At 46.0% G+C, this 21,397-nt stretch carries 15 protein-coding genes; 5 read left to right on the plus strand and 10 right to left on the minus strand.

The annotated features are described in order from the left end of the window. Positions 1–58: 58 nt before the first annotated feature. The gene (locus AC1XTG_RS05785) at positions 59–3,799 is read right to left on the minus strand and encodes a hydantoinase B/oxoprolinase family protein (protein ID WP_484841341.1); all 3,741 of its coding nucleotides are present in this window, start codon (positions 3,797–3,799) and stop codon (positions 59–61) included. A 62-nt stretch (positions 3,800–3,861) separates the two neighbouring features. On the opposite strand from AC1XTG_RS05785, the gene AC1XTG_RS05790 reads away from it, so the two are divergent. Then, positions 3,862–4,032, plus strand: a complete 171-nt coding sequence (locus tag AC1XTG_RS05790) for a dynein light chain family protein (protein WP_157474543.1) — start codon at positions 3,862–3,864, stop codon at positions 4,030–4,032. On the opposite strand, the gene AC1XTG_RS05795 is transcribed toward AC1XTG_RS05790, so the two are convergent. The 4 genes from AC1XTG_RS05795 to AC1XTG_RS05810 all read right to left on the minus strand — a co-directional run bounded on the left by AC1XTG_RS05795 (position 4,029) and on the right by AC1XTG_RS05810 (position 10,635). Beyond that, a complete protein-coding gene (locus AC1XTG_RS05795; protein WP_484841342.1) occupies positions 4,029–4,907 on the minus strand; it encodes a helix-turn-helix domain-containing protein in 879 nt (292 codons plus the stop codon). The two genes, AC1XTG_RS05790 and AC1XTG_RS05795, sit on opposite strands and share 4 nt — an antisense overlap. Positions 4,908–4,913: 6 nt before the next feature. Then, the gene (locus AC1XTG_RS05800; RefSeq protein WP_082489070.1) at positions 4,914–5,591 is read right to left on the minus strand and encodes a family 43 glycosylhydrolase; all 678 of its coding nucleotides are present in this window, start codon (positions 5,589–5,591) and stop codon (positions 4,914–4,916) included. A 3-nt stretch (positions 5,592–5,594) separates the two neighbouring features. Beyond that, a complete protein-coding gene (locus AC1XTG_RS05805) occupies positions 5,595–9,356 on the minus strand; it encodes a PVC-type heme-binding CxxCH protein (RefSeq protein ID WP_484841343.1) in 3,762 nt (1,253 codons plus the stop codon). Positions 9,357–9,510: 154 nt separating this feature from the next. After that, a complete protein-coding gene (locus AC1XTG_RS05810; RefSeq protein WP_484841344.1) occupies positions 9,511–10,635 on the minus strand; it encodes a Gfo/Idh/MocA family protein in 1,125 nt (374 codons plus the stop codon). A gap of 237 nt (positions 10,636–10,872) precedes the next feature. Between AC1XTG_RS05810 and AC1XTG_RS05815 the strand changes: the two genes are divergently transcribed. The 3 genes from AC1XTG_RS05815 (at position 10,873) to AC1XTG_RS05825 (ending at position 14,293) form a co-directional block, all read left to right on the plus strand. Beyond that, on the plus strand, positions 10,873–11,490 hold the full coding sequence (locus AC1XTG_RS05815) for a GNAT family N-acetyltransferase (RefSeq protein ID WP_056279947.1): 618 nt from the start codon (positions 10,873–10,875) through the stop codon (positions 11,488–11,490). Between the two features lie 85 nt (positions 11,491–11,575). Next, complete coding sequence (locus tag AC1XTG_RS05820) at positions 11,576–13,006, plus strand: glycoside hydrolase family 125 protein (protein WP_484841345.1); 1,431 nt, start codon at positions 11,576–11,578, stop codon at positions 13,004–13,006. Positions 13,007–13,297: 291 nt separating this feature from the next. Beyond that, positions 13,298–14,293 carry a TlpA family protein disulfide reductase gene (locus AC1XTG_RS05825; RefSeq protein ID WP_484841346.1) on the plus strand — a complete coding sequence of 332 codons (996 nt, stop codon included), beginning with the start codon at positions 13,298–13,300 and terminating at the stop codon, positions 14,291–14,293. Between the two features lie 81 nt (positions 14,294–14,374). Here the strand turns inward: AC1XTG_RS05825 and AC1XTG_RS05830 are convergent, their stop codons facing one another. Further along, positions 14,375–14,650 (minus strand): hypothetical protein, encoded by a 276-nt coding sequence (locus AC1XTG_RS05830; RefSeq protein WP_056279953.1) that lies wholly within the window; start codon positions 14,648–14,650, stop codon positions 14,375–14,377. A 524-nt stretch (positions 14,651–15,174) separates the two neighbouring features. On the opposite strand from AC1XTG_RS05830, the gene AC1XTG_RS05835 reads away from it, so the two are divergent. Next, positions 15,175–15,636, plus strand: a complete 462-nt coding sequence (locus AC1XTG_RS05835; RefSeq protein ID WP_056279957.1) for a DUF6934 family protein — start codon at positions 15,175–15,177, stop codon at positions 15,634–15,636. 360 nt (positions 15,637–15,996) lie between these two features. On the opposite strand, the gene AC1XTG_RS05840 is transcribed toward AC1XTG_RS05835, so the two are convergent. The 4 genes from AC1XTG_RS05840 to AC1XTG_RS05855 all read right to left on the minus strand — a co-directional run bounded on the left by AC1XTG_RS05840 (position 15,997) and on the right by AC1XTG_RS05855 (position 21,343). Beyond that, positions 15,997–17,166, minus strand: coding sequence for a PepSY-associated TM helix domain-containing protein (locus tag AC1XTG_RS05840; protein WP_082489138.1), 1,170 nt, complete (start codon positions 17,164–17,166; stop codon positions 15,997–15,999). Positions 17,167–17,192: 26 nt separating this feature from the next. Then, on the minus strand, positions 17,193–19,655 hold the full coding sequence (locus AC1XTG_RS05845; protein WP_484841347.1) for a TonB-dependent siderophore receptor: 2,463 nt from the start codon (positions 19,653–19,655) through the stop codon (positions 17,193–17,195). 242 nt (positions 19,656–19,897) lie between these two features. Then, positions 19,898–20,722 carry a sugar phosphate isomerase/epimerase family protein gene (locus tag AC1XTG_RS05850; RefSeq protein WP_056279964.1) on the minus strand — a complete coding sequence of 275 codons (825 nt, stop codon included), beginning with the start codon at positions 20,720–20,722 and terminating at the stop codon, positions 19,898–19,900. A 192-nt stretch (positions 20,723–20,914) separates the two neighbouring features. Beyond that, positions 20,915–21,343, minus strand: a complete 429-nt coding sequence (locus AC1XTG_RS05855; protein ID WP_056279966.1) for an META domain-containing protein — start codon at positions 21,341–21,343, stop codon at positions 20,915–20,917. Between the last annotated feature and the right edge of the window lie 54 nt (positions 21,344–21,397).

The raw sequence follows: 21,397 nt of genomic DNA on the forward strand, positions 1-21,397 counted from the left end.
AGGCACGAATTGACACTAATCATATTCGTGTCAATTCGTGCATTCGTGGCATTAAAAATTAACCCCAACCCCCGCCACCAGGCGTTTCAATAATCAGAATATCGCCTTTTTGAAGTTCTAAACTACATATACCCGAAAGCTCCGAAATTTCACCGTCAGAAATCAATGTATGCTTCCCGCACAATCCAGCCGCACCACCATGCAGTCCGTAGGGCGCCTGTCTGCGGTGCTGGCCTAGCAAGGTAACCCGCAAAGGTTCGAGAAACTGGATTTTGCGGATAATACCGTCACCGCCATTGAACTGACCTTTTCCGCCGGAATTCCGACGAATGCCAAATTCAAGCAAACGCACAGGATACTTGCGTTCAAGCTGCTCGGGATCGGTAATGCGCGTGTTGGTCATGTGCTGGTGTACCGCCGACCGCCCGTGAAAACTGCTTCCCGCGCCGGTACCACCGCCAATCGTTTCGTAATAACCGAACTTCTCATTCCCAAACAGAAAATTATTCATCGTACCCTGACTGCACGCCGCTAAGCCGAATGCCTTCAACAATGTATCCACCAGCCGCTGGCTCACTTCGGTATTGCCGCCCACCACGGCCGGACAAGCGAACGGATCGTCTGAAAAATGCGGGTGCAGAAAACTGTTATCCGGCAGCTTGATCTCCACTTCTTTCATCAAACCGTCATTTAACGGAATTTCTTTGCCGACCAGCAATCTCAAAACATACAAAATCGCACTATACAAAATTGAAATATTCGCATTCAGATTGTTAGGGTGCACATTCGAAGTTCCGGCAAAATCAAAAAGCTGCTTGCCGGGCTGAATGGAAATCCGTACCTGGATCTGATGTCCGTCATCAAGCAATTCCGTTGCTTCAAACTCCCGCCCGAGCAGCGGCTCCATTGCACTTTGTAATTGCAGCGCAGCGGTTTGTTTGAGCATTTGCATATACTTTTTCACTTCCGCCAGTCCGTGCACATCCACCAGTTTCAAAAGCTGCTCACTTCCTTTTCGGAGTGCGGAAAGTGCGGCGATGATATCGGCTTCATTGGAGAGAAATGAGCGGGTAGGATAGCGGCTTTCGCAAAATAGTTTTCGCATTGCATCCCATTGATATTCTCCCGACTTAACCAGATATTGAGGCAAAATCACAACTCCTTCCTCCGCCAGACAAGTAGCGTCAGGTGGCATTGAGCCGGGCGTTTTTCCGCCCACTTCTGCGTGGTGTGCACGGTTAATTACGTAACCGATGCATTTATTTTCATTTGTAAAAACACCGGAAATTAATGTAATATCAGGCAAATGCGAGCCGCCGTAACGCGGGTGATTAGTGATCACCACATCTCCGGGACCAATTTTGATCGCATCCAAAACCAGTCTGCCGCAAATGCCCATACTGCCCAAATGCACCGGAATATGTTGCGCATTCACCAGCAATTCACCTGCTGCATCGAGTAGCGCGCAGGAGAAATCGAGCCGCTCTTTTACATTCACTGAAAATGCAGTCCGTTGCAGCTGGACACCCATTTCTTCCGCAATTGCTTTGAAACGATTTGTGAAAAGTTGCAGCGCTACCTCTTCGCTATGTTGCTCTTTATTAAAGGTTTGAGCTTCTTTTTTGAAAATGATCGCATCCTTATTTTCCTGGATTACCAGCTGCCAGCTTGCCGGAATGTAAGACGTAGAAGTGTTGTTAAGTAAGATTGCAGGACCTTCAATTGCGTCCCCGGCATTGAGTAAGTCCCATTCAAAAATCTCGACGATTTTATTTTGGTCGAAGTAAGGCACTAGTTCTTTGGTAGCAGTTGCTTTTTCGCCGTCTTTTCTAATTCGTTTTGGGTCAAAATGCTGCGCAGCTTCCTGAATTTTGAGCTTGACACTTTCCAGCTCCACGGTCATATTTTCAGGATAATAGCCAAACTGCGAGTGATATGCTGCTTCAAATGCAAGAATGGTTTCATCTTTCTGATAGGGTATTTCTATCACATTCTCCTGACCCGCAAACCGCAGATAACAGTTGAAAAAGGCAGTTTCTGCATAGCTTATTCCTTGCGATTTGAGCTTTTCTTCGCCAATTACAACTAACTCTTGTTGAATAGCATCAATCAATAATTTCGCTTCTTGCCAGGGTAAGAGGATCTGCCTGGGAACGATCGTGCTTACCAGCGCCTCTCCCATTCCTACTGCACTGAAAAGTCCGGCGTCGTAGGGGATCATGACCGTGTTGATATTCAACAGATCAGCCAACTGACAACTATGCAAGCCGCCCGCGCTGCCAAAAGTAATGAGCGCAAAATCGGCCGGACTGATCCCTTTTTCCACCGAAATCTTGCGAATCGCGTCTGCCATTTTCTCGTTGGCAATGCTTTCCAGTCCGGTCAGTATTTCGAGCGGATGTAATCTGTTACCTGTTTTTTCATGAATGGAATCTTGCAACTTTTCCAATGCAGCAATCGCAGCTTCCGGGTTAATCGGAATGCCGAATTTTGAAATATCCAGCTTTCCGAGCAGCAAATCTACATCAGTTATCGTAAGCGGCCCACCAGCTCCGTAGCAAGCCGGTCCAGGTGACGCGCCAGCACTTTCTGGTCCGACTTGCAGTGAAAAACCGTCGAACCAACAAACCGAGCCACCTCCTGCGGCTACTGTTTCGATGGCAAGTGTCGGGTTATGGAATTCAATCCCGTCGATTTCAGTAATGTATTTCAATTCAGGCTGTCCGTCGATCAGCGCGGTATCCGTGCTCGTGCCGCCCATATCGAATGTAATTGCTTTTGCATAACCAAACCTCTGCGCCAGGTTTGCAGCCGCGATCATTCCTCCGGCCGGCCCGCTCAGCAAACTATCTTTTGCATTAAAACCGCTCACCTCGGCCAGGCTCCCCGTGCTGGTCATCACTTTTAGACTTCCTTCCCGCAGTGCAGCTTTGATATTGGACAGGTATTGATCCAAAATCGGGTCCAGATAGGCATTCACAACCGCAGTCTGCGTGCGGCGGAGGTAATGTGAGAACGGAAAGAGCGTCGCCGAAGCTGAGATGTATTTTACTCCGGACTTTTTGAGCGCATTCGCAAGCTCGATTTCGTGTGTATTGTTTTTGTATGAATGCAGAAGAGACACAGCAACTGACTTGTAGTCAGTAGGTAGGTTCTGGTTTGCTAAATCGAGTTCCTGTAAAATATTTCCCTCAGCATCCATCCTTTCCTCTATTTCCAGCACTTCTGAGTAGAGTAAATTCGGCTCGGGTATATCCAGCTGAAAAAGAGAAGGCCGCTGCTGATTTCCGATGTAGAGCAGGTCTTTAAAGCCTTTTGTGACGAGCAGCAGCGTTTTTGCACCTTTTCTTTCGAGCAATGCATTGGTGCCTTTGGTAGTACCAAGCCGCATTTCAATGGGTGGCAAATCGTTTCCGATCGGGGTTTGTGTCAGAAGTCTGGCCGCCAGGATCGGCGCTTCTTCTTTGGTAGTGATTTCAAAATCCGTGGTTTTTTCAAACGGTAAATCGTCTTGCAGGATGATCGTATTTGACGCGTAATCAATGTCCGCAATGCTTGTCTCCGCATCATTTCCGAAAATCCTGAAAAAGTATCCATTCAAAATATCTTGGGGAAACTTCCAGTTAGCTTCAAACCGAAAAGTGCAGGGCGCGAGTTTATCAACGATTTTTCCCCTCAAACAACTCGAACTCAAAACCTTGATCCGACTTTTATTTCCAGCGGGGTCAATCGCCAGACAATCCGTAAAAGTCCCGCCGGTATCGATCCAGATTTTCCAGTAGCTAATTGAAGTATTCAAATGGATAAAGCAATTATGATGGTTTTTTAATATGCATTTAAGTTGGGACAAAAACTAGAGGTATGGGGGAGTATTTAAACATTAATCCTGCTTACGAGCTTACAGAAGAAATGAAAGTATCGATTAATATTGCCGAAGAGGATTTTCGTGAAGGCAGAGTTGTGGATCACGAACAGGTGATAAAGGAAATGAAAGGGTGGCTGGACAAGAAGAGTCCGGACAAAATACGCTAACCAACTCTCTCCAAAAATCCTTTCTGATACTCTCTCGGCGATAGCCCGATCGTCTTTTTGAAAACCCGGTTGAAATTCGTCACATTGTCGAAACCGGTTTGGTAGCTGACGTCTGAAAAACCGTCAAACTTGCCTGAAACGATGATTTTGCAGGCTTCGTTGATGCGGACTTCGTTGAGGAAGCTGACGAAAGTTTTATCTGTATGTTTTTTGAAATACCTGCAAAATGCCTGGGGAGTAAGGCTGGCAACTTCTGAAATTTCAGCGAGAGAAATGTGGCTTTTATAATGCCCGACCAGATATTGAAATATCCGGTCCATTCGGATCCCTTCCACTTCCGAAATCCGGTGCTCGCTGTTGCTGGTTGCGAGCGGTTTCAATTCTTTGGTTGTGGAAAAATGATGAAGCAACGAAATGAATGCGGCCACGCGCTGACTTTCCTTTTGCTGCATTACTTCTTTAATCGTGCTTTTAATATGTGCATTGTCGGATAACGGAACCTGGAAACCATTGTGCAAGCCACTCACAAACTTCCGGATTCCGGTCATTTCTGGCAGACTTAATATGTTTTGCGAAAGGTGGATCGGGTCGAAAAAGATGGAAACGGAACGAACCTGTTTCGGCTCGGCTGCATTAAAATACGATTCATCGCTCTTGAAAATATGCGACTGATTGGCGCCAATAATGTACACTTCGCCCGACTCGAATCGCTGCATGTAATTTCCCGCGATCAGAATCCCCGAACCTTCTATAACCCACTCGATCTGCACTTCGCGATGGCGGTGCAAGTGGTTATAATAATGCGGTAAAATGCTTTCCTGCACCACAATGGTACTTTCCTTCGGGACCGGAATGGTGAATTGGACAACTTTCATTGAAGTTCAAATACGTTTAAAGCAATGGCCAGCCATCTTCCCAGTGGCATCAACGGCTCCATTACCGGATTTCGATTTGGAAGCGGTTTTTGGAACACTCGCCAGGGTATACCATTCCTGCGGATCAGTTGCAATCGCTTTCGCATCCGGATTTAGTTTGACAAGCTTAATGCCATTCCAGAATGACCCGAACGACAGCCACGGCTGCTTACTTTCGTCCAGTATTAAATTTGGATCAATTGCATTCCATTCATCTCTTCCGCTCACGGATTCCACAACTTGCTGGTGATCGGTCCAGTGGTAATCCGGACTTTTTGGATCCAGGGCTTTATTAGTGGCCAACCCAATGCAGGAGCGTTTTTTACCGAAAGTAGAAATGGAATAATAGAGATAATACAGGCCATTGTGAAACGAAATGTCCGGTGCCCAAATCTGTCCTTTAAATCCCGGAACTGCTTTTACGGCCCATTCCGGCGGGGATGCGAAGACGGGCTTTTCTTTCTTCCAATTCTCCATATCCTTTGACGACCAGATCGTTATTCCGCGTCCGGTGGTGAAAGCGTAGTAAGTTCCATCCTGCCGGATCATCACAGGATCGTGCGCAGGAATGTTCTTAAACAAAGAATCCTGGGCGCAGGATATTTTAGCGCCCAGGATCAGTATCAGAAAAGCAATGTGCTTCATTGATTATTTACTTAAAACAGCCTGCTCTTTGATCACCTTCATATTGCCCTTCATCAGTCTCCAGTGACCCGGGAATGTGCAGACGTATGGATAATCGCCAACCTGATCAGGCACGACAAATTTCAGCCGGAAAGTTTGTCCCGGATTCACAAGCGGCGTTGCGGCCAGTACTTGCGGGATGTTCGGAACATAGTTCTTCTCAGCACCGTCTTTCGCCGTGATCATTTTGTCAGCAGCAGCACCAATAATCTCAGTTGATTTTTGTTTTCCAATTACCACATTATGCTGCATGGCATCAGGATTTTCAAAGACCAGCTCAACCGTTTTACCAGCAATTGCAGTAAATTCGGTCACACTGAATTTCATCTCCTCGCGGATCGCCTTAATCTGCACAATTTGCACATTCGGATCGGTTGTAGTCTCTTCCTTGATTCCGTAGGATTCCAGGAATGGCGTCAATTTACTGCTCAGATCGTCGGTAACGCTGGTTTTCAGCGAAGCCAGCAATTTCTTGCCTTCGTCATTTGTAGTTTCTTTGCGTTTTGGATTCCATGATCCCAATACACCCTTGAAAACCGCATTACGTCCCTGCGGATCGAGTGTCTGCGCTGTTTTCAGCAGATCCAGCACCTCATTTCCGCTGGCGTAAGAAGCATAACCGCGCGTCGCGCGTTCCAAGGCAAAGTCCGACAAACGATCCAGTCTGCGTACCTCGAAGCTTTTGCTCATGGTATTGTTCTTGTTCTCGTCTTTTTCCGGAACCACATTGTCCACATCCACAGTCGCCGTGATTGTTACTTCACCAGCTTCATCGGAGGTAAAGCCGAATCCTGAGCGCCACGGACCGTTATTTCCTTCGGTAAGCTTTACCGTTTCGCCGGGAGCAATACCGTTGTTCAACTGGCGGCTCACGTAATTACTATTTAGCGAGCGGCTTCTCACACCCACGTTCACAACAGGTACCAGCTCTTTTGGAACTGCGACACTACCCTGATTGGTGATTTCGATTGTTACCCGCGCATATTCACGAACATAAGGCGTAGTAGGTTCAATCGTGATATTAGTAATCGCCAGCTCGGCTGAACCTTGCGTGGTCACTTTGCTTGCACTGTGGTTATCATGGTTCATGGTTGAATGATCCATCGGCTTGGCAGCTTCCGCTTTTTGAGCAGTTGCAGTAGTCGAGCCTCCTTTACCGGCGCGTTGTGCCAGGTATTTTTTACGAAGTGCACCGTCGTGTGAGTTCAAAACTGCGGCAAATGCATCGGGCATCCAACGATCGTCGGCTTGTGCGTAAGTATCAAGCAATGTCAAAACTGCTGTTTCCACTTCCGGAATCAAAGGAATATCCGCAAAACGAAGCAACGAATTCATCGCAACCAATGCATCTTTATCGTGCAAAGCATCGGCTGCAAGCAATGTTTGTGCAGTAGCTGGTGTGGAAGGCAAGACCTGAACAGCCGTTTTGCGTACATCCGCAGCAGGGTGTTTCAATGCTTCGGTCACTGCCGCCAAAACCTGCGGATCTTCAATCGCATTCAAACCATGTAAAGTCCACAGTGCATGGATAGCAGCAGTATTCAGGCCAATTTCGTCCACTGATTTGTCTTTAACCAGTTCCACCAGTTTGCCTACAACATCTTTGTTATTACGCTCAACCAGCAAACGTTGCGCGTGACGGCGCCACAGCATATTGGTGTTTTTCAATGTGGCTACCAGTTCGTCAGGACGGTTTTTGCTCAGCGAGATCGGCGTATATTTCGGCGCGTTTTTCCATGCAATTCTATACAAACGACCGTGGGTAAAGTCACGCAGAGGTGTTTCATAAGCGTTTCCTGCACCATTTTCAGATCCTTTCGGAGTCGGGTTGTGCTGGATAATGTAACTGTACCAGTCTGCTACCCAAACTGCTCCGTCAGGACCCACTTCTGCAAATACAGGAGCTACCCATTCGTCCGCACCGGCAAGCAGGTTAAAGCCCAGCTTGTCCTCGAAATCGGTACCTTTTTTGTCCATGAAATTCTGGTGCAAAATGTGTCCCGTAGGTTCAGAAACGAATGCCACTTTGTTCCAATACTTTTTAGGATAAGCACGGGCGGTATAAAAATTATGTCCTGCCGCAGCTGTAAATCCACCGAATACGTCAACCTGACGCACTTTTGGCGTAATTGGCTGCATATCTTTATGCGTATCCGTGCTCCGGCCGCCGTTATCTACCTTACTTTCTCCAAAATAACGGTTCGGGATTGCTGAATACCAGCCGTGGGAGTTGTTGGCAGTGGAACCAAACAGGTCGCCGCTTTCATTGAAACCCAGGCCCCAGGTATTGTTAGAAGTTTTGGTCACAATTTCCATATCAGAACCATCTGGCTTGAAGCGGAAAAGTGCTTGTCCAAAGTTCAGTGAATCGCTTTTTCCAACTTTACCTTTGAATCCTGAATAACCAACCGAACCATAAACCCAGTTGTCGAAACCGTAATGCAGGTTAGAAGGTCCCGCGTGGGTATCTCCTGTTCCAAAACCAGAGAAAAGAATCTTCTTAACGTCCGCTTTGTCATCACCGTCGGTATCCTGTAAAAACAGCATGTGCGGAGCCTGTGAAACAACGAGGCCACCATTTGCGAAAGTCAGACCGGTTGGGATACTCAGATCGTCGGAAAACTTCGTGAATTTGTCTGCTTTACCGTCTTTGTTCGTGTCCTCGCAAATCAGGATATAGTCGCTTCCGCCGGTATCTTTTCTTTCGTTCGGATAATCTTTGGTGATCAAAACAAACAATCTGCCGCGCTCATCCCACGTCATCGCGATAGGGTGCATTACGTCAGGTTCGTGTGCAAAAACGTCCAATGTAAAGTCAACAGGGATCTGAATATGCTTCACCGATTCTTCCGGCGAAAGTGGTAACTGCTGCATTTGAGGTCCAGGGCGCTGCTCGTAGTTGGGCAACTTGGCTTCGCGATATTCAAATGGTTTCGGCGCCAAAGCGGCCAATGCTTTTTTAGCATCGTCGTTTACTGCCCACAGAATACCTTTTTCGATCAGGTCCTGAAAGCCAGGAACTGCCCAGGTACGTTCGTCGTGACCGTAAGCGGTGTAAAAAATGCGGCCTTTCCCGTGCGTTCTCACCCAGGTATAAGGTTCTTTCTGTACGCCCGGCTTGTCTTTCGCCTGGTCTGCCTGGATCGTACGTTCTGTTAAAACGATATTATCCGGCTGCAATTGATTGTGCAGGTAAGTCTCGTCGATCGTTTTAAACGGTTTCACACCTGCAATTGCTGGGTGATCGGGCTGCGTCCAAACGGGCTGAATGGTGTCAAAAGTGTGACGCCAGAACTGTCCGCCGATCAGCTTTACAACTTCCGGGTTATTGCGGAAACAGTAAGAAGCGCAGTGAATGGGGATAAAGCCTTTTCCGCTTGCAACATAGTCAAGCAATGCTTTTGCCTGCTGTGGTGCGATCGAATCCCAGTTTGCATACAGCATGAGCGCGTCATACTTGTTGAGCGTCTCCGGATTCAGATCGTTCAGATCGTCGGTGTAAGTAAAATTGAAACCTTTCGGTCCCAATGCCGCCATGATCTGCGGCACACGCTCTGCGGGCTTATGGTGCCCGTTGTCGCCCAGAAACAGGATTTCCAGCCGTCGCGCCTTGGAAGCCTCACCTTTCGAAGATGCGCTTTTAACCGACGCATTCTGAGAGGAAGGCTGAGAGGCACAGCCCAGCAGGACTATACCAAGGATAAAGGATAACGCTTTAGTTTTCATTTTACCGATGTTTTGGTGCTCTGCACCTTTTACCAATGTTTTGGTGCGCTGCACCTTTTTTTTTGTTCGCCCTTCGACCGCCCGGTCCGCTCAGGGTGACAAGCGCTTTTTTGTCACCCTGAGCGGAGTCGAAGGGCAATGCACAACGCTACTTTTATAAACTTTTAAAATCCGGCAGCTGGATCAACGCCCCACCTTGCAATGCTGATTCGTGCGCCAGGATACCTACGCTGGTCCAGTTGGCCGATTGCCATGCATTCGGGAAAGGTTCGCGGTCTTCGATTAATGCGCTGATAAACTCGTGCGCCAAATGCGGGTGCGAGCCACCGTGGCCGCCGCCTTGTACAAACGACAAATGCGCGTTTTCATCCAGGTTATAAACTCCCTTGCCGGTGAAATGCTGGATTTCTTCCGGTAAGTAATGTGCATAATCGGGAGTTGCTACTTTTTCAGCGATCTCGTGTTCGGGCTTTTTGGCAGTGTGGATCACGGGATCTTCACCTTCGATCAGCGGCCATTCGAAAGATTTTTTGCTTCCGTAAACCTCAAAACTCTCCCGATACTGACGCGCCACGTCAAACAACGAACGATATACATAAGCTGATAAATCGCTGTCTTTGAATTTAATATGGGCAGATTCTACTGCAAAAGGAGAGCTATGGATTTTTGCCAGATCTTCGCTGATCGTTCCCGATCCGAAGCAGGATACATATTCTGCTTCCAGTTTCAGCAAACCCGCTACCGGGCCTACGCAGTGCGTTGCGTAGTGCATCGGAGGCAATCCAGGCCAGTAGTCAGGCCAGCCTTCCATATCCTGCTGGTGACTCGCTTTCAGGAACTGAACTTTTCCAAGCTCGCCTTTTTCGTATAATTCTTTGACAAACAGAAACTCACGTGCGTAAACCACAGTTTCCATCATCATGTATTTTTTGCCCGATTCCTTGGTAGCCTTCACGATCTCAATGCAATCCTCTACGCTCGTCGCCATTGGTACTGTACAAGCCACATGCTTCCCGGCGCGCAATGCTTTTAAAGTTTGCTCTGCGTGATTTGGGATCGGGGAGTTGATGTGTACCGCGTCTACATTCGGGTCGGCGAGCAGCTCGTCGTAGCTGGTGTAGCGTACATCAATTCCGTATTGATCACCAATTTCATTTAATTTAGATTCTGTACGCTGACAGATCGCGTACATATTCGCATTGGGATGTTGCTGATAAATAGGAATAAACTCGGCCCCAAAGCCTAATCCAACAATCGCAACATTAATTTTTTGAGACATACTAATAGGATATTGGTTAATTGTTCAGTTTTATCAATGTTAAAAAACAGTCAATAAACGTATTCAGACCCGCTGACGGGCTTGTAAGTAGATGATTTTAAACAAAATAAGGGGATATTCAGTAATACAATTTTAAAGCAAAATAATGCTAAAAACTTTACGTCTTTTGATTAGTACTGACTGTTTTTTGACCATCATTTTGTTAATATATAGTTTTTAGGAAAAAATTGATACAAAATGAATACGAATGCAATCGATATCTCGGGTAATATCAGGCCAGCCACACCGGAAGATGCCGCAGCCGTAGCGCCGCTGCTGATTCTGGCGATGGGGCACATTGCAGGAATTTTCGCCCGATCGGGTAACCATGCAGATGCAATACCTTTTTTTACTCACTTTTTTGAAACCCGGGGAAACCAATACAGCTTCGAAAACACATTGGTATTTGAAGATGAAAACGGTGTAACGGGTTCCATTACTGGCTACGACGGCGCGTTATTGCATCAGCTCAGACAACCTGTGCTCGACCTGATCCGAAAAACGCAACCCGATTTCAATCCTTCTGACGAAACCGAGGCAGGCGAGTATTATATCGATTGTGTGAATGTGCATCCGGAGCATCAGGGTAAGGGTATTGGCAAAAAACTGATCAAGGCTTTTTGTGAAAGAGCAGCTCAGCTAGGCTATAAAAGAGTAGGGCTGATCGTAGACCAGGTAAACCCAGCCGCGAAGCGATTGTATGAAAATCTAAGTTTCAAGATCATCGGGCAAAAAGACTTCATAGGCCACCGCTACCACCACATGATCTCCGAAACAACAACCAATGACCAAATGACAACTAGTGACAATCAATGACCACAAACAACGCCCCCTTCCTTCCAGTTTTTCCCTAAATTGCTTCATTATAATTTTTTAAAAACTCAATTCCTGAAATAACATAATGCTTCAACGCAGAACATTCCTCAAAACTGGCGCATTGGCTGTTGCCGGTGCATCTATATCCGATTGGTCTTTTGCCAAAAATGCTGCTGATTTCCCTGTTGTGCGCATTCCGGCTGATAAGCGCAGCTTTACAAGTACGGCCGTGGAGGCGACTATTACGCGGATGAAAAAGGTGATCAAAGATCCCGAACTCGCGTGGATGTTTGAAAACTGCTTTCCGAATACAATTGATACCACCGTCCATTTCAAGATGGAAAATGGCAAGCCCGATACTTTCGTGATCACGGGTGATATCGACGCAATGTGGCTCCGTGACAGCACAGCGCAGGTTTGGCCATATTTGCCGCTTTTGAAAGAAGATCAGAAACTGAAAGAAATGGTAGCGGGACTGATCAACCGCCAAACAAAATGCATTCTGATTGATCCGTATGCGAATGCATTTTACGATCGCCCGAAGGAAAGTGAATGGACGAAGGACCATACCGAAATGAAACCCATGTTGCACGAGCGTAAATGGGAGCTGGATTCGCTTTGCTACACGATTCGCCTGGCTTATAATTATTGGAAAATAACGGGGGATACCACGCCATTTGATGCGGATTGGGTGAAAGCGGCGGGTTTGATCCTGAAAACGTGCAAAGAGCAGCAGCGCAAAGAAGGGCCGGGGCCTTACAAATTCGGGCGCACAACCGCCTGGTCTACGGATACAGTTCCGGGAAATGGTTACGGTAACCCGATCAAGCCCAATGGATTGATCGCGAGTACATTCCGTCCGTCCGACGACGCGGCGATGTACCCGTTTTTTGTTCCTTCCAATTTCTTCGCGGTCGTTTCTTTCAGGGAAATTGCCGAAATTCTGGAAAAACTGGGCGGCGGCAATGCAAAGCTGGCTGCTAATTTCAAAGCTTTGGCAACCGAAGTTGAAACTGCGTTGAAGAAGTACGCAGTATACCCGCACCCAGAATTTGGCAAGATCTACGCCTTCGAAGTCGACGGATTTGGTAACTACCTGTTAATGGACGACGCCGGTATCCCCGGGCTGATCAGTATGCCGTACCTGGGCGCGATGTCCGTAAAGGACCCGATTTATATCAATACCAGAAAGTTTGTTCTCAGCGATTCTAACCCTTATTTCTTCAAAGGAAAAGCAGGGGAGGGGCTGGGCAGTCCGCATACGTTGGTGAACCAGATCTGGCCCATGGGCATCATCGCCCGCGCGATCACTTCCACCGACGAAAAGGAAATCGAAGCCCAGCTAAAACTCCTCAAAACCACGCATAACCACACCGGATTCATGCACGAATCCTTCGACAAAGACGACGACGCAAAGTTTACACGGAAGTGGTTTGCCTGGGTGAATACGCTGTTTGGGGAATTGATTTTGAAGCTGGAAAAGGAGCGGCCGCATTTGCTGGGGAAGGTTTATTGAAATCTTAGTTGTTTCAATGTTCTTGTCACACTGAGCGGAGTCGAAGTCCTAGCACAACGCAACTTACTTGCGACAGGCATTGTGCATGCACTTCGACTCCGCTCAGTGTGACAAGGGGACGTGCACAACGCCTTTACTTGCAAATGGTGTAGCGCTTGTACCACTCGGCGCTTGGCTAAGTGTAAAACAAAACAGCCCCTACGAATCATCAATAACCACCTCCCACTAATTACTTTCTCGATTTCTGAATGATCATTTAGAGTTTGGGCTTTTAACTAAACTTAGTTTCAAATGAACATCAGGCATCTCATGCTTATATTATTGCTAACGCCAGCTTTTTGCATTGCTCAGAAAGACTACGTGCGTTTTTCGGGTAGAATAGAAAACCGGAATAGCGACACAGTAATGATCTTTTCAAATACAGAGGTTGTTAAGACTTTTCTGGTTGATAAAAACGGAAATTTTTCAGACACTATTCAAGTGCATGATGGGCTTTATGCACTTTCAGATAATGTCGAAATGACGACTGTTTTCCTGAAAAATGGCTTGGATATCCGTGTAAAATTTGACGGGAAAAAATTCAATGAATCTATTCAGTACGAGGGTGTCGGAGGTAAGGAGAACAACTATCTGGCTAACCTTATCCGGCTGGACGAGCAGTTCGACGAGCAGCAGGAAGCACTGGATGATGAAACACAGTTTGCCGAACTTGTTAATAAAAAGAGAGATCAGCAGTTGTTGGAATTAACCGACGGCAGTTTCGATGCGGATTTTGTGCGACATGAAAAGGAGCTATTAATGCAGAATGCGGAAGGGGCGAAGGCAAGCTTTGCCAAGAAAATGGTTATAAAGCGACTCAGGAACCCAAAATCGCCTGCGTTTTCTTACGAGAACATCGAGGGAGGGGTGACCAAACTGGAAGATTTCAAAGAAAAGTTCGTATTCATCGATCTCTGGGCGACATGGTGCGCGCCGTGCATTGCTGAAATTCCACATTTGAAAAATGCGCAAGAAAGATACAAGGGCAAGAAAGTTGTGTTTGTAAGTCTTTCTGTTGATTACCAGAAAAATCACGATAAATGGAAGAAGTTTGTTATGGAGAAAAATCTTACCGGTGTGCAGGTCATAGCGGACAAGGCGTGGCAATCTCAGTTTATAAAGGATTATGCGGTATCCTCAATTCCCCGGTTTATCCTTATCGATCCGGAAGGCAAGGTGCTGAATGCAGACGCGCCGAGGCCTTCTTCTCATGAGTTTATTGATGAACTTGATAAGTTGTTGAATTAGTTACTGATAAAGAGAATAGCGAGGATCGATTTGTAAATACATCTTCGCTATTCACTTTTACATGCATTCCTTGTTCTAACCCTACCTTGAATTCCCATCCAACTTCGCAATCAGCGTAGTAACCCGAAGTTGATTGACAATGTGAACCCGCATTTCAGGAGTTACCCGGACAAGGTTTTCGCTGAATAGAAAACTCTCTACCATCACATTTAGTGACTCGATCATTTCACTGGCAGTGTCGGTTTCAAAAAACTCCTTCACGACTTGGTATTGCTTTATCAATGCATTTTCCCGACCGTTAAAATCAGATTTCATGCCGGTAGCTTCCTGGGATTTTGATTCATACAGTGTGTCCATAGTTTGTTTAAGGTTTGATTGTGAATTGATTGAATTCGGCCTGGTGGTATTGTAGTCGACTTTACCCCAGGCATTTTTAAAAGCTTTTCCTTGTGTATATTTCCAACAAATGCGACCTAAAAAATTTACTTCGGAGTGAATTTGATCAAGGTCTGAACCTCAATTTCTCCAAATTCAGAAAGGATTTCCTTCATTCGAGCGTGTGAGATACCTCTATTGTAGGTAAAATCTCTCCAAGCATATGTCAGTTTACCTTTCTTCACGTCGGCCGGCAATGATGGATAAATATTAGCGAGCCACCATTTGAAGGCCTCCTCCATGGAAGCAAAAGTCTTCATTAAGACAAAGATAGTAGTTTGTTCATATTTCCAACAAGCTTTAATCTTGAATATATTTCGATCTACTATTCTGCTTACTGTCTTGCAATTTCAGTGTGAACGAAAAATACAAAAAAGTGACCGTTAGAAAACTAGACGTTACTGGAATTCCGCACATTCAAGAACAGAGATAGCTTTGTCAAAAAGATGAAGCACACTAGGTATCTTTATAGTTCTGAAAAGTTTTTCACAGTATATAAGTTTGATAGTGAGGGACGGAATGGCAAGATTAAAAAGCTGGTTTTATTCACAAAAACAAGCACAGAAAATGTATTTAACTTGGCTTTTGGTGATTTGGATGATTTGACTGGCGAGATAGATGATTTTGCGGTGACCAACAACGGAGATCGCGCGGAAGTGCTTGCGACTGTTGCAGCAACAGTCTATGAATTTATACAAAAATATCCAAGAGCTTGGGTTGTAGCTACTGGGAGCACACCCGCGCGGACCCGACTTTATCAAATGAGTATCTCAAAGTACCTGGAAGAAATCTGTGAAGATTTTAGTATTTTTGGATATAGCGCTAATGGAGTTTGGAAGGAATTTGTGGTCGGCGAAGTATATGAAATGTTTTTGTTAACTAAGAAGGGTAATGAGCTATCAACATGAAAACAAATGAATTGAAACCATCGAAGACAATGCCCATTGAGATGGACGAAAGTCTTGGGAAATTTAGAGGTAAAAACCTTTTTCCAGAGCAATTGGCGAAGGTAAATACAATTTTAGCCAAGACGGGATTGCCGAAGGTTAAAAAGGCGTAAGTAGGTTTTTAACATTCCATTAAATAGAATATCTGCGATGAGCAGAATCAAATATTCTCCAAAATAAAATCTGCCGGCACTTTCAACTTGTGATAAATCGCCTTAATAAATGCTATATCCGGCTTTTACTTACCATTAATGATCATAAAAAGCTCGACGAGAGAAATCTGGAAAAATATGGAATTTGATTCCATATTTTTTCAGTTTTTCAAACCACAACCCGCCGCTTCACCTCTGAAGCGTGCATATCCTCCACCACCTTCATCTTCCCAAACTTCTTCTTGCCCTTCAACTTCCTACCTAGCCAAATCACAATTCCCGTCACTGGCAGCGTTGCTGCGATGAATGCAACGATAAACGCAATGATCTTCGTGGGCAAGCCCCAGATGTTGCCGGTGTGGATCGGGTATACCAGCCTTCGGACTTTCATGCCGCGGGACTCGTTTTCGTAGAGGCGTTTTGAGAGCAGTGTTCCGCCGTTTTTGTCGAAATAGAGAAAACTGACAATGTTACTTACAGAGGCGAGATCGTCAGTTTTGGAGATAGTGATCGACAAGCTATCCGTTTCAGGCATGGTGAAAAGAATTTTGCCGGGGTAGGGGAATTGTTTGTTGGTTTCTGTCAGTATTTTTTCGAGGTAGTTATTTTCTGATGCATTTGGAGAAATGTTGGCCGGTGCTTCGCGACGTACCTGCGGCTTTCCGTCGAACGTGAGATAGATCAGGTTATTCACCCATCTGTAACTCCAGACCAGCCCGGTGAGCGCAATGATAAATACAAATGGAAGCACGTAAAAGCCGAAAACCGCGTGCAGATCCCAGTTGAGCCGCTTGAACTTGGCACTCCATTTAATGCGGAAACGTTGCTTCTGGTTCTTTCTGTTTGGCCACCAAAGTACCAGCCCGGTGATCATTATTACCAAAAACATGACGCACGCCACGCCTGTAATCGCCTTGCCCGTTTCTTCCAGACAGAGATAGCGATGCAACCGCAAAACAACGCTGAAAAATGCTTCATGCTCATCACGAACTGCGGTTATGCGACCGGTATAAGGGTCAATTGCAGCAGATAAGCCTTCCTTCTCTTTTGTTTCAAGATTAAAAATAATCGTCCGGTCAGCTTCTGGTTCAATGGTAATGCGCTGAATCTCGTTTTTCGGGAATTTGTATCTGATAATGCTTTCCAAATGATCCAGCGGCAATTTCTGCTCCCCTGCATTCGCTTCCACAATGTGAAAATCGGGGTACAGAGCCGGTTCCAGCTCGTCTTCAAAAACGAGAATGCAGCCGGTCAGGGCCACTACAAAAACCACAAGGCCGGAGATAATCCCCAGCCATAAATGCAGTTGTGAAGCAATTTTCTTGAAAGCTTTTTTCACAGTCAAATCAGATAAAAAAGATCACATTAGAAAGTATATGCAATGGTAGCCAGGAAGTTACGAGGCGATCCCGGGAAGAGCCGCAGGTAATCGTAACCACCTACCCAGTACGTTTTGTTAGTCACATTGTTCAGGTTGACCTGAAATTGAAACTTGTCGATCTTGTAATAAATGGCCGCGTTCAAAAGCGTGTAAGCAGGTACAGTTTGTGCATTGTTGATCGACAAATTGCGCTCGCCTACGTAGTTGCTGCCCAATCCCAGACCCAATCCATTCAGCGCAGCGTTTACAAAAGTGTACTTCGTCCAGATACTTCCCTGATTTTTAGGTGCATTCGGTTTTTGCAAATTCACCAGCACCTGGTCAGCGGCGCGGGAGCCGGCGTCGGTGATTTTCGCATCGTTATAACTATATGCAAATATGATATTCCAGTTTGGCAGGATGTTTCCTGTCACGTCAAATTCAAACCCTTTTGCTTTTTCTTCACCGATCTGCCTCTGCAGGTTTGGGTTTTCAGCTGCATTGGCGGAGTACAAGGTATTCGTTTGCACGATCTGGTAAATGGATGCATTGGCCGTCAGCCGACCATCGAGCCACTCAGTCTTCAATCCACCCTCCACCAAACTGCTGCGGATCGGGTCAAACGGACCGCCGGAAAGTGGGTCGCTTTGTACTATTGCGTCCTGCGGATTGTAGCCTTTGGTGTAAGTTCCGTAAACATTGATGTTGTTCGTCAACGTATATACTGCCCCGATGCGCGGCAGCAGTGCATGTTGCGTCACATTCGTCTCGTCGTTTTTGGTATAATTCTTCTTGTCGATATAAGTATCATAACGCAGCCCAAGCAGGATTTGTAGCCTATTAATTTTCAATTGTTCCTGCAAATACAGCCCGTGCAGTTGGTACATCACCGGCGTAGTAGATGCATTGGCCACCACATTATAAGTGTACTTGGTAGGATCTTCCAGGTTATTGTTTTGCAGCGCCAGGTCATAATGCGTGATGTTCGGCTTAGGAATGCTGCGCGTCACTCCTTTCTCAGTGTAGTTGTAAAATAAGAACCGCTCCGACTGTTTAGCATTGTAAGGTGCCGCGCCGCCAGCTTTCAGCAAATAGCCATTTGCAGTTTGCTGCCCCGATCCTTTCGGCGTGGAAGATTGAATGTAGTCATAGCCCGCAACCAGCTTGTGCTCAACGGTTCCTGTATTAAAATTATGGTTGAAAAACAGGGATACATTGTCCATGAAAGATTTGGTCTTGCGAACAAAAACCTGCCGCGCTACCAGATTCTCAATAGGAAGCCCCGCTGAGTCAACCGCATTCACATTGCTGCTCCGGTGTTCGAGCAGATCTTCGGAATAGCCGGTGCGCAGGTAAGCCACATTGAAGGAAGTATTCTGGGTAAATTGATGATTCAGCGAAGTCGTGATCAGGTAAGTTTCCTCGTTCAGATAATCATTCACCGCATTGAGCGAAGTTTTGATAGAGCTCGAATACAGGTCATTTCCCTTCACCGACTGCCCGCGATCCAGCCTGCTGTTCGACCGGCTGTAAACCATATCAAAGTTGATCCGCGTTTTGCTGGTTGGTAGGAAAGATACAGACGGAGCGACGATGATATTCTTGTCAAATTGCAGGTTACGGAAGTTTTGCGCATTGTTGTAACCCACATTTAGTCTGTAAAGCAAAGTCTTCTTCTCATTCATAGGGCCAGTAAAATCCGCCAGCATTCTCAACGTATTAAAGCTGCCGGTGGTAAATGAAAGTGACTTTTGAGGTGTGTCAAGCGGCTTTTTGGTAACCCGGTTGATGGTACCACCTGGCGAAGTATTTCCGTACAAAGCCGAAGCTGCACCTTTGATTACCTCCACTCTTTCCAGGTAGTTCACAGGAGGTTGTTTCCAAAATCCCGAAAAGGTCCGGAGTCCATTTACGAGCTGGGTAGTACTTCCTCCATTCATACGGAAGCCCCTGATGGTGAGATCATCATAAAATGTAAACTGGTTTACGCCGCTCATATTCTTCACCGCGTCGCCCATTAAAAACGTACCCTGGTCGCGCATGACTTCCTTGGTGATGTAGCTGATCGCCTGCGGTATTTCCTTGATCGGCGTAGCTGTTTTACTCGCAATAAAAGAAAGATCGTTTTTGTAGGTAGTCTCGCGGCGACCTAAAATTTCAAGCGTTTGCAGCTCTTCCGCTGCTTCAACTGCGGTTAATTCCAGCTCAGCAGTTTCACCGTCTTTCAGTGTAATGCTTCTTTCAATCTTTTTAAAACCCAGCCCTGTCCCGATCAACTGGTAATTACCAGCTGCCAGACCATTAAAATCAAACTCACCGGAAGCCGAGGTAACTGTCCCCTTGCCAGTACCTTTTAAAATGATGTTGACCGATTCGAGAGGCTGACCTGCCTCCGTATTAACTTTTCCTTTGATACTGCCGGTTTGCGCGAATGCAGAGCAAGACGCAATCAGCAATAGAATGAGCATAGAGTGTTTCATTGATATTGAAATAGAGAAGAAATGTCGTTAGTGCTGTAAAATAACAGTCTATTTAGACTAATGACAAATTAGTATTTAAGAATACTACCGTTTTGCTCAAATATCTCTATCAGATAATACTTTCTCTTTAAATAAGTCAAGGAAAGACGCGTAAAAGAAAAAGCCCCGCAATGGCGAGGCTTTGATAATGGTAAGTTTTGCTGCTTTAAAAATCCAGGATCCGCAGGCAGCTATACGTTTGCTTTGATGAACGAAAGTCCGTCGCGCATTAATTGCTCTTCCGAATCAAACATTTTGCGCCAGATATTCGCCACCGGCAGTTTGGGACTGAATGCTTCAATGCTCAGCCAACCGTCGTAATTGATATCCTTAATGGATTTGAAAACGCCTTCCCAATCCACGTTTCCCTTACCGGGCGTAGAGCGGTCGTTTTCAGACAGCTGGATAAATGATATCTTGTTAGCCGCCTTTCTGATCGTGTCGCCGATATTTTTCTCTTCAATATTGGCGTGAAAAGTATCGAACATAATGGTGCAGTTCGGGTGGTTTACTTCATTCACAAACCGGATCAGCTCATCGCCGCAGCTGGTGAGGTACATTTCGAAACGGTTCAGGTATTCCAGTCCGAGTGTAATGTCCAGCGATTCGGCGTAATCAGCCACTTCGCGGATCCCTTCAATGCCCCACTGCCACTCTTCCTGCGTAGCGGGCTGGCCGGTAAAAACGCCCAATGCAGAATGGTAGGGTCCCATTAGCTTCGTTGCACCGAGTACCAGCGAGCAATCGAGTACACTTTTCAAATGGTCAATCGTGTGCCGCCGCATCGCAGGATCGGCGCTGATCAGGTTTTCAGTTGGGCCGCAAATGGTATCCGTTTCACATGCCAGGCCAAGAGAATCCAGCTTTTTACGGAAGCTAAACCAGTGCTCCGGATTCGTATTGAAAATAGGTACTTCAACGCCGTCGAATCCAATTTCTTTAATCAATTCCAGGGTAGGAAACAGGCTATCGTCAATTTGATTCCCCCATAGGAGAAGGTTCATGCTAAATTTCATCAAATTCCATTTTTGCGGTAATGTATATGGCAATCTTACGACAAACCAACTCCGAACGTATTTCGTCTTTTGACGAGTATTGGTCGGTTATTGATAAATCCAGTGGTAAAATAGGAATAATAGTGGGACAGGGGCATAAAAAAAGCAACCTTCGGTCAGAACAGGTTGCTTCGTCGGTATGTAAGAAGACTATTATTGCGCTCTCGCGAAGATCAGTGCATTGTTGTTCTCATAATATAAAACCAGCTTATTAGGCTTCAAATCATACATATTCACGTTTGGAAGCGCATTCACGAACAGGTTTCCCCAGGAAGTTTCCGCACGCTCTGTGCCGCCGCCACCAAGCTGAATGGTATTTTGCTGGGCTGTTTCATAAAAGCCGGTAAGGTAATTCGTGGATGAAGTCCCTTCCAGTTCGCCTTTCTCTTTGAAGTTCAGGCTCACTTCAAACGCGCCTTTTTGCAGCGGTGGTTTTTTAATCGTATCGTCTTCCTGCACAATGCTTTCCAGCTGCCACTTGCCGGTGAGCTCCATGTTACTATTGATTGTGGTTGTTTTTCCACAACTGGTCATGAAAGAGATTGACAGTACGAATACCATCAAAGGGAAGAAATTTTTCATAGAGGTAACGATTCTTCAAAATTGTTATTAAGGGACATATTCACGGTGAAAACA

The organism is Dyadobacter sp. HNCC25DJ183, from assembly GCF_056895175.1.

Bases quoted from the DNA above. Each gene is read 5' to 3' on its own strand.
- AC1XTG_RS05855 (WP_056279966.1), bottom strand. From the start codon at position 21,343: ATGAAAAATTTCTTCCCTTTGATGGTATTCGTACTGTCAATCTCTTTC.
- AC1XTG_RS05815 (WP_056279947.1), top strand. From the start codon at position 10,873: ATGAATACGAATGCAATCGATATCTCGGGTAATATCAGGCCAGCCACA.
- AC1XTG_RS05800 (WP_082489070.1), bottom strand. From the start codon at position 5,591: ATGAAGCACATTGCTTTTCTGATACTGATCCTGGGCGCTAAAATATCC.
- AC1XTG_RS05825 (WP_484841346.1), top strand. From the start codon at position 13,298: ATGAACATCAGGCATCTCATGCTTATATTATTGCTAACGCCAGCTTTT.
- AC1XTG_RS05850 (WP_056279964.1), bottom strand. From the start codon at position 20,722: ATGAAATTTAGCATGAACCTTCTCCTATGGGGGAATCAAATTGACGAT.
- AC1XTG_RS05845 (WP_484841347.1), bottom strand. From the start codon at position 19,655: ATGCTCATTCTATTGCTGATTGCGTCTTGCTCTGCATTCGCGCAAACC.
- AC1XTG_RS05805 (WP_484841343.1), bottom strand. From the start codon at position 9,356: ATGAAAACTAAAGCGTTATCCTTTATCCTTGGTATAGTCCTGCTGGGC.
- AC1XTG_RS05795 (WP_484841342.1), bottom strand. From the start codon at position 4,907: ATGAAAGTTGTCCAATTCACCATTCCGGTCCCGAAGGAAAGTACCATT.
- AC1XTG_RS05820 (WP_484841345.1), top strand. From the start codon at position 11,576: ATGCTTCAACGCAGAACATTCCTCAAAACTGGCGCATTGGCTGTTGCC.
- AC1XTG_RS05810 (WP_484841344.1), bottom strand. From the start codon at position 10,635: ATGTCTCAAAAAATTAATGTTGCGATTGTTGGATTAGGCTTTGGGGCC.
- AC1XTG_RS05830 (WP_056279953.1), bottom strand. From the start codon at position 14,650: ATGGACACACTGTATGAATCAAAATCCCAGGAAGCTACCGGCATGAAA.
- AC1XTG_RS05835 (WP_056279957.1), top strand. From the start codon at position 15,175: ATGAAGCACACTAGGTATCTTTATAGTTCTGAAAAGTTTTTCACAGTA.
- AC1XTG_RS05790 (WP_157474543.1), top strand. From the start codon at position 3,862: ATGGGGGAGTATTTAAACATTAATCCTGCTTACGAGCTTACAGAAGAA.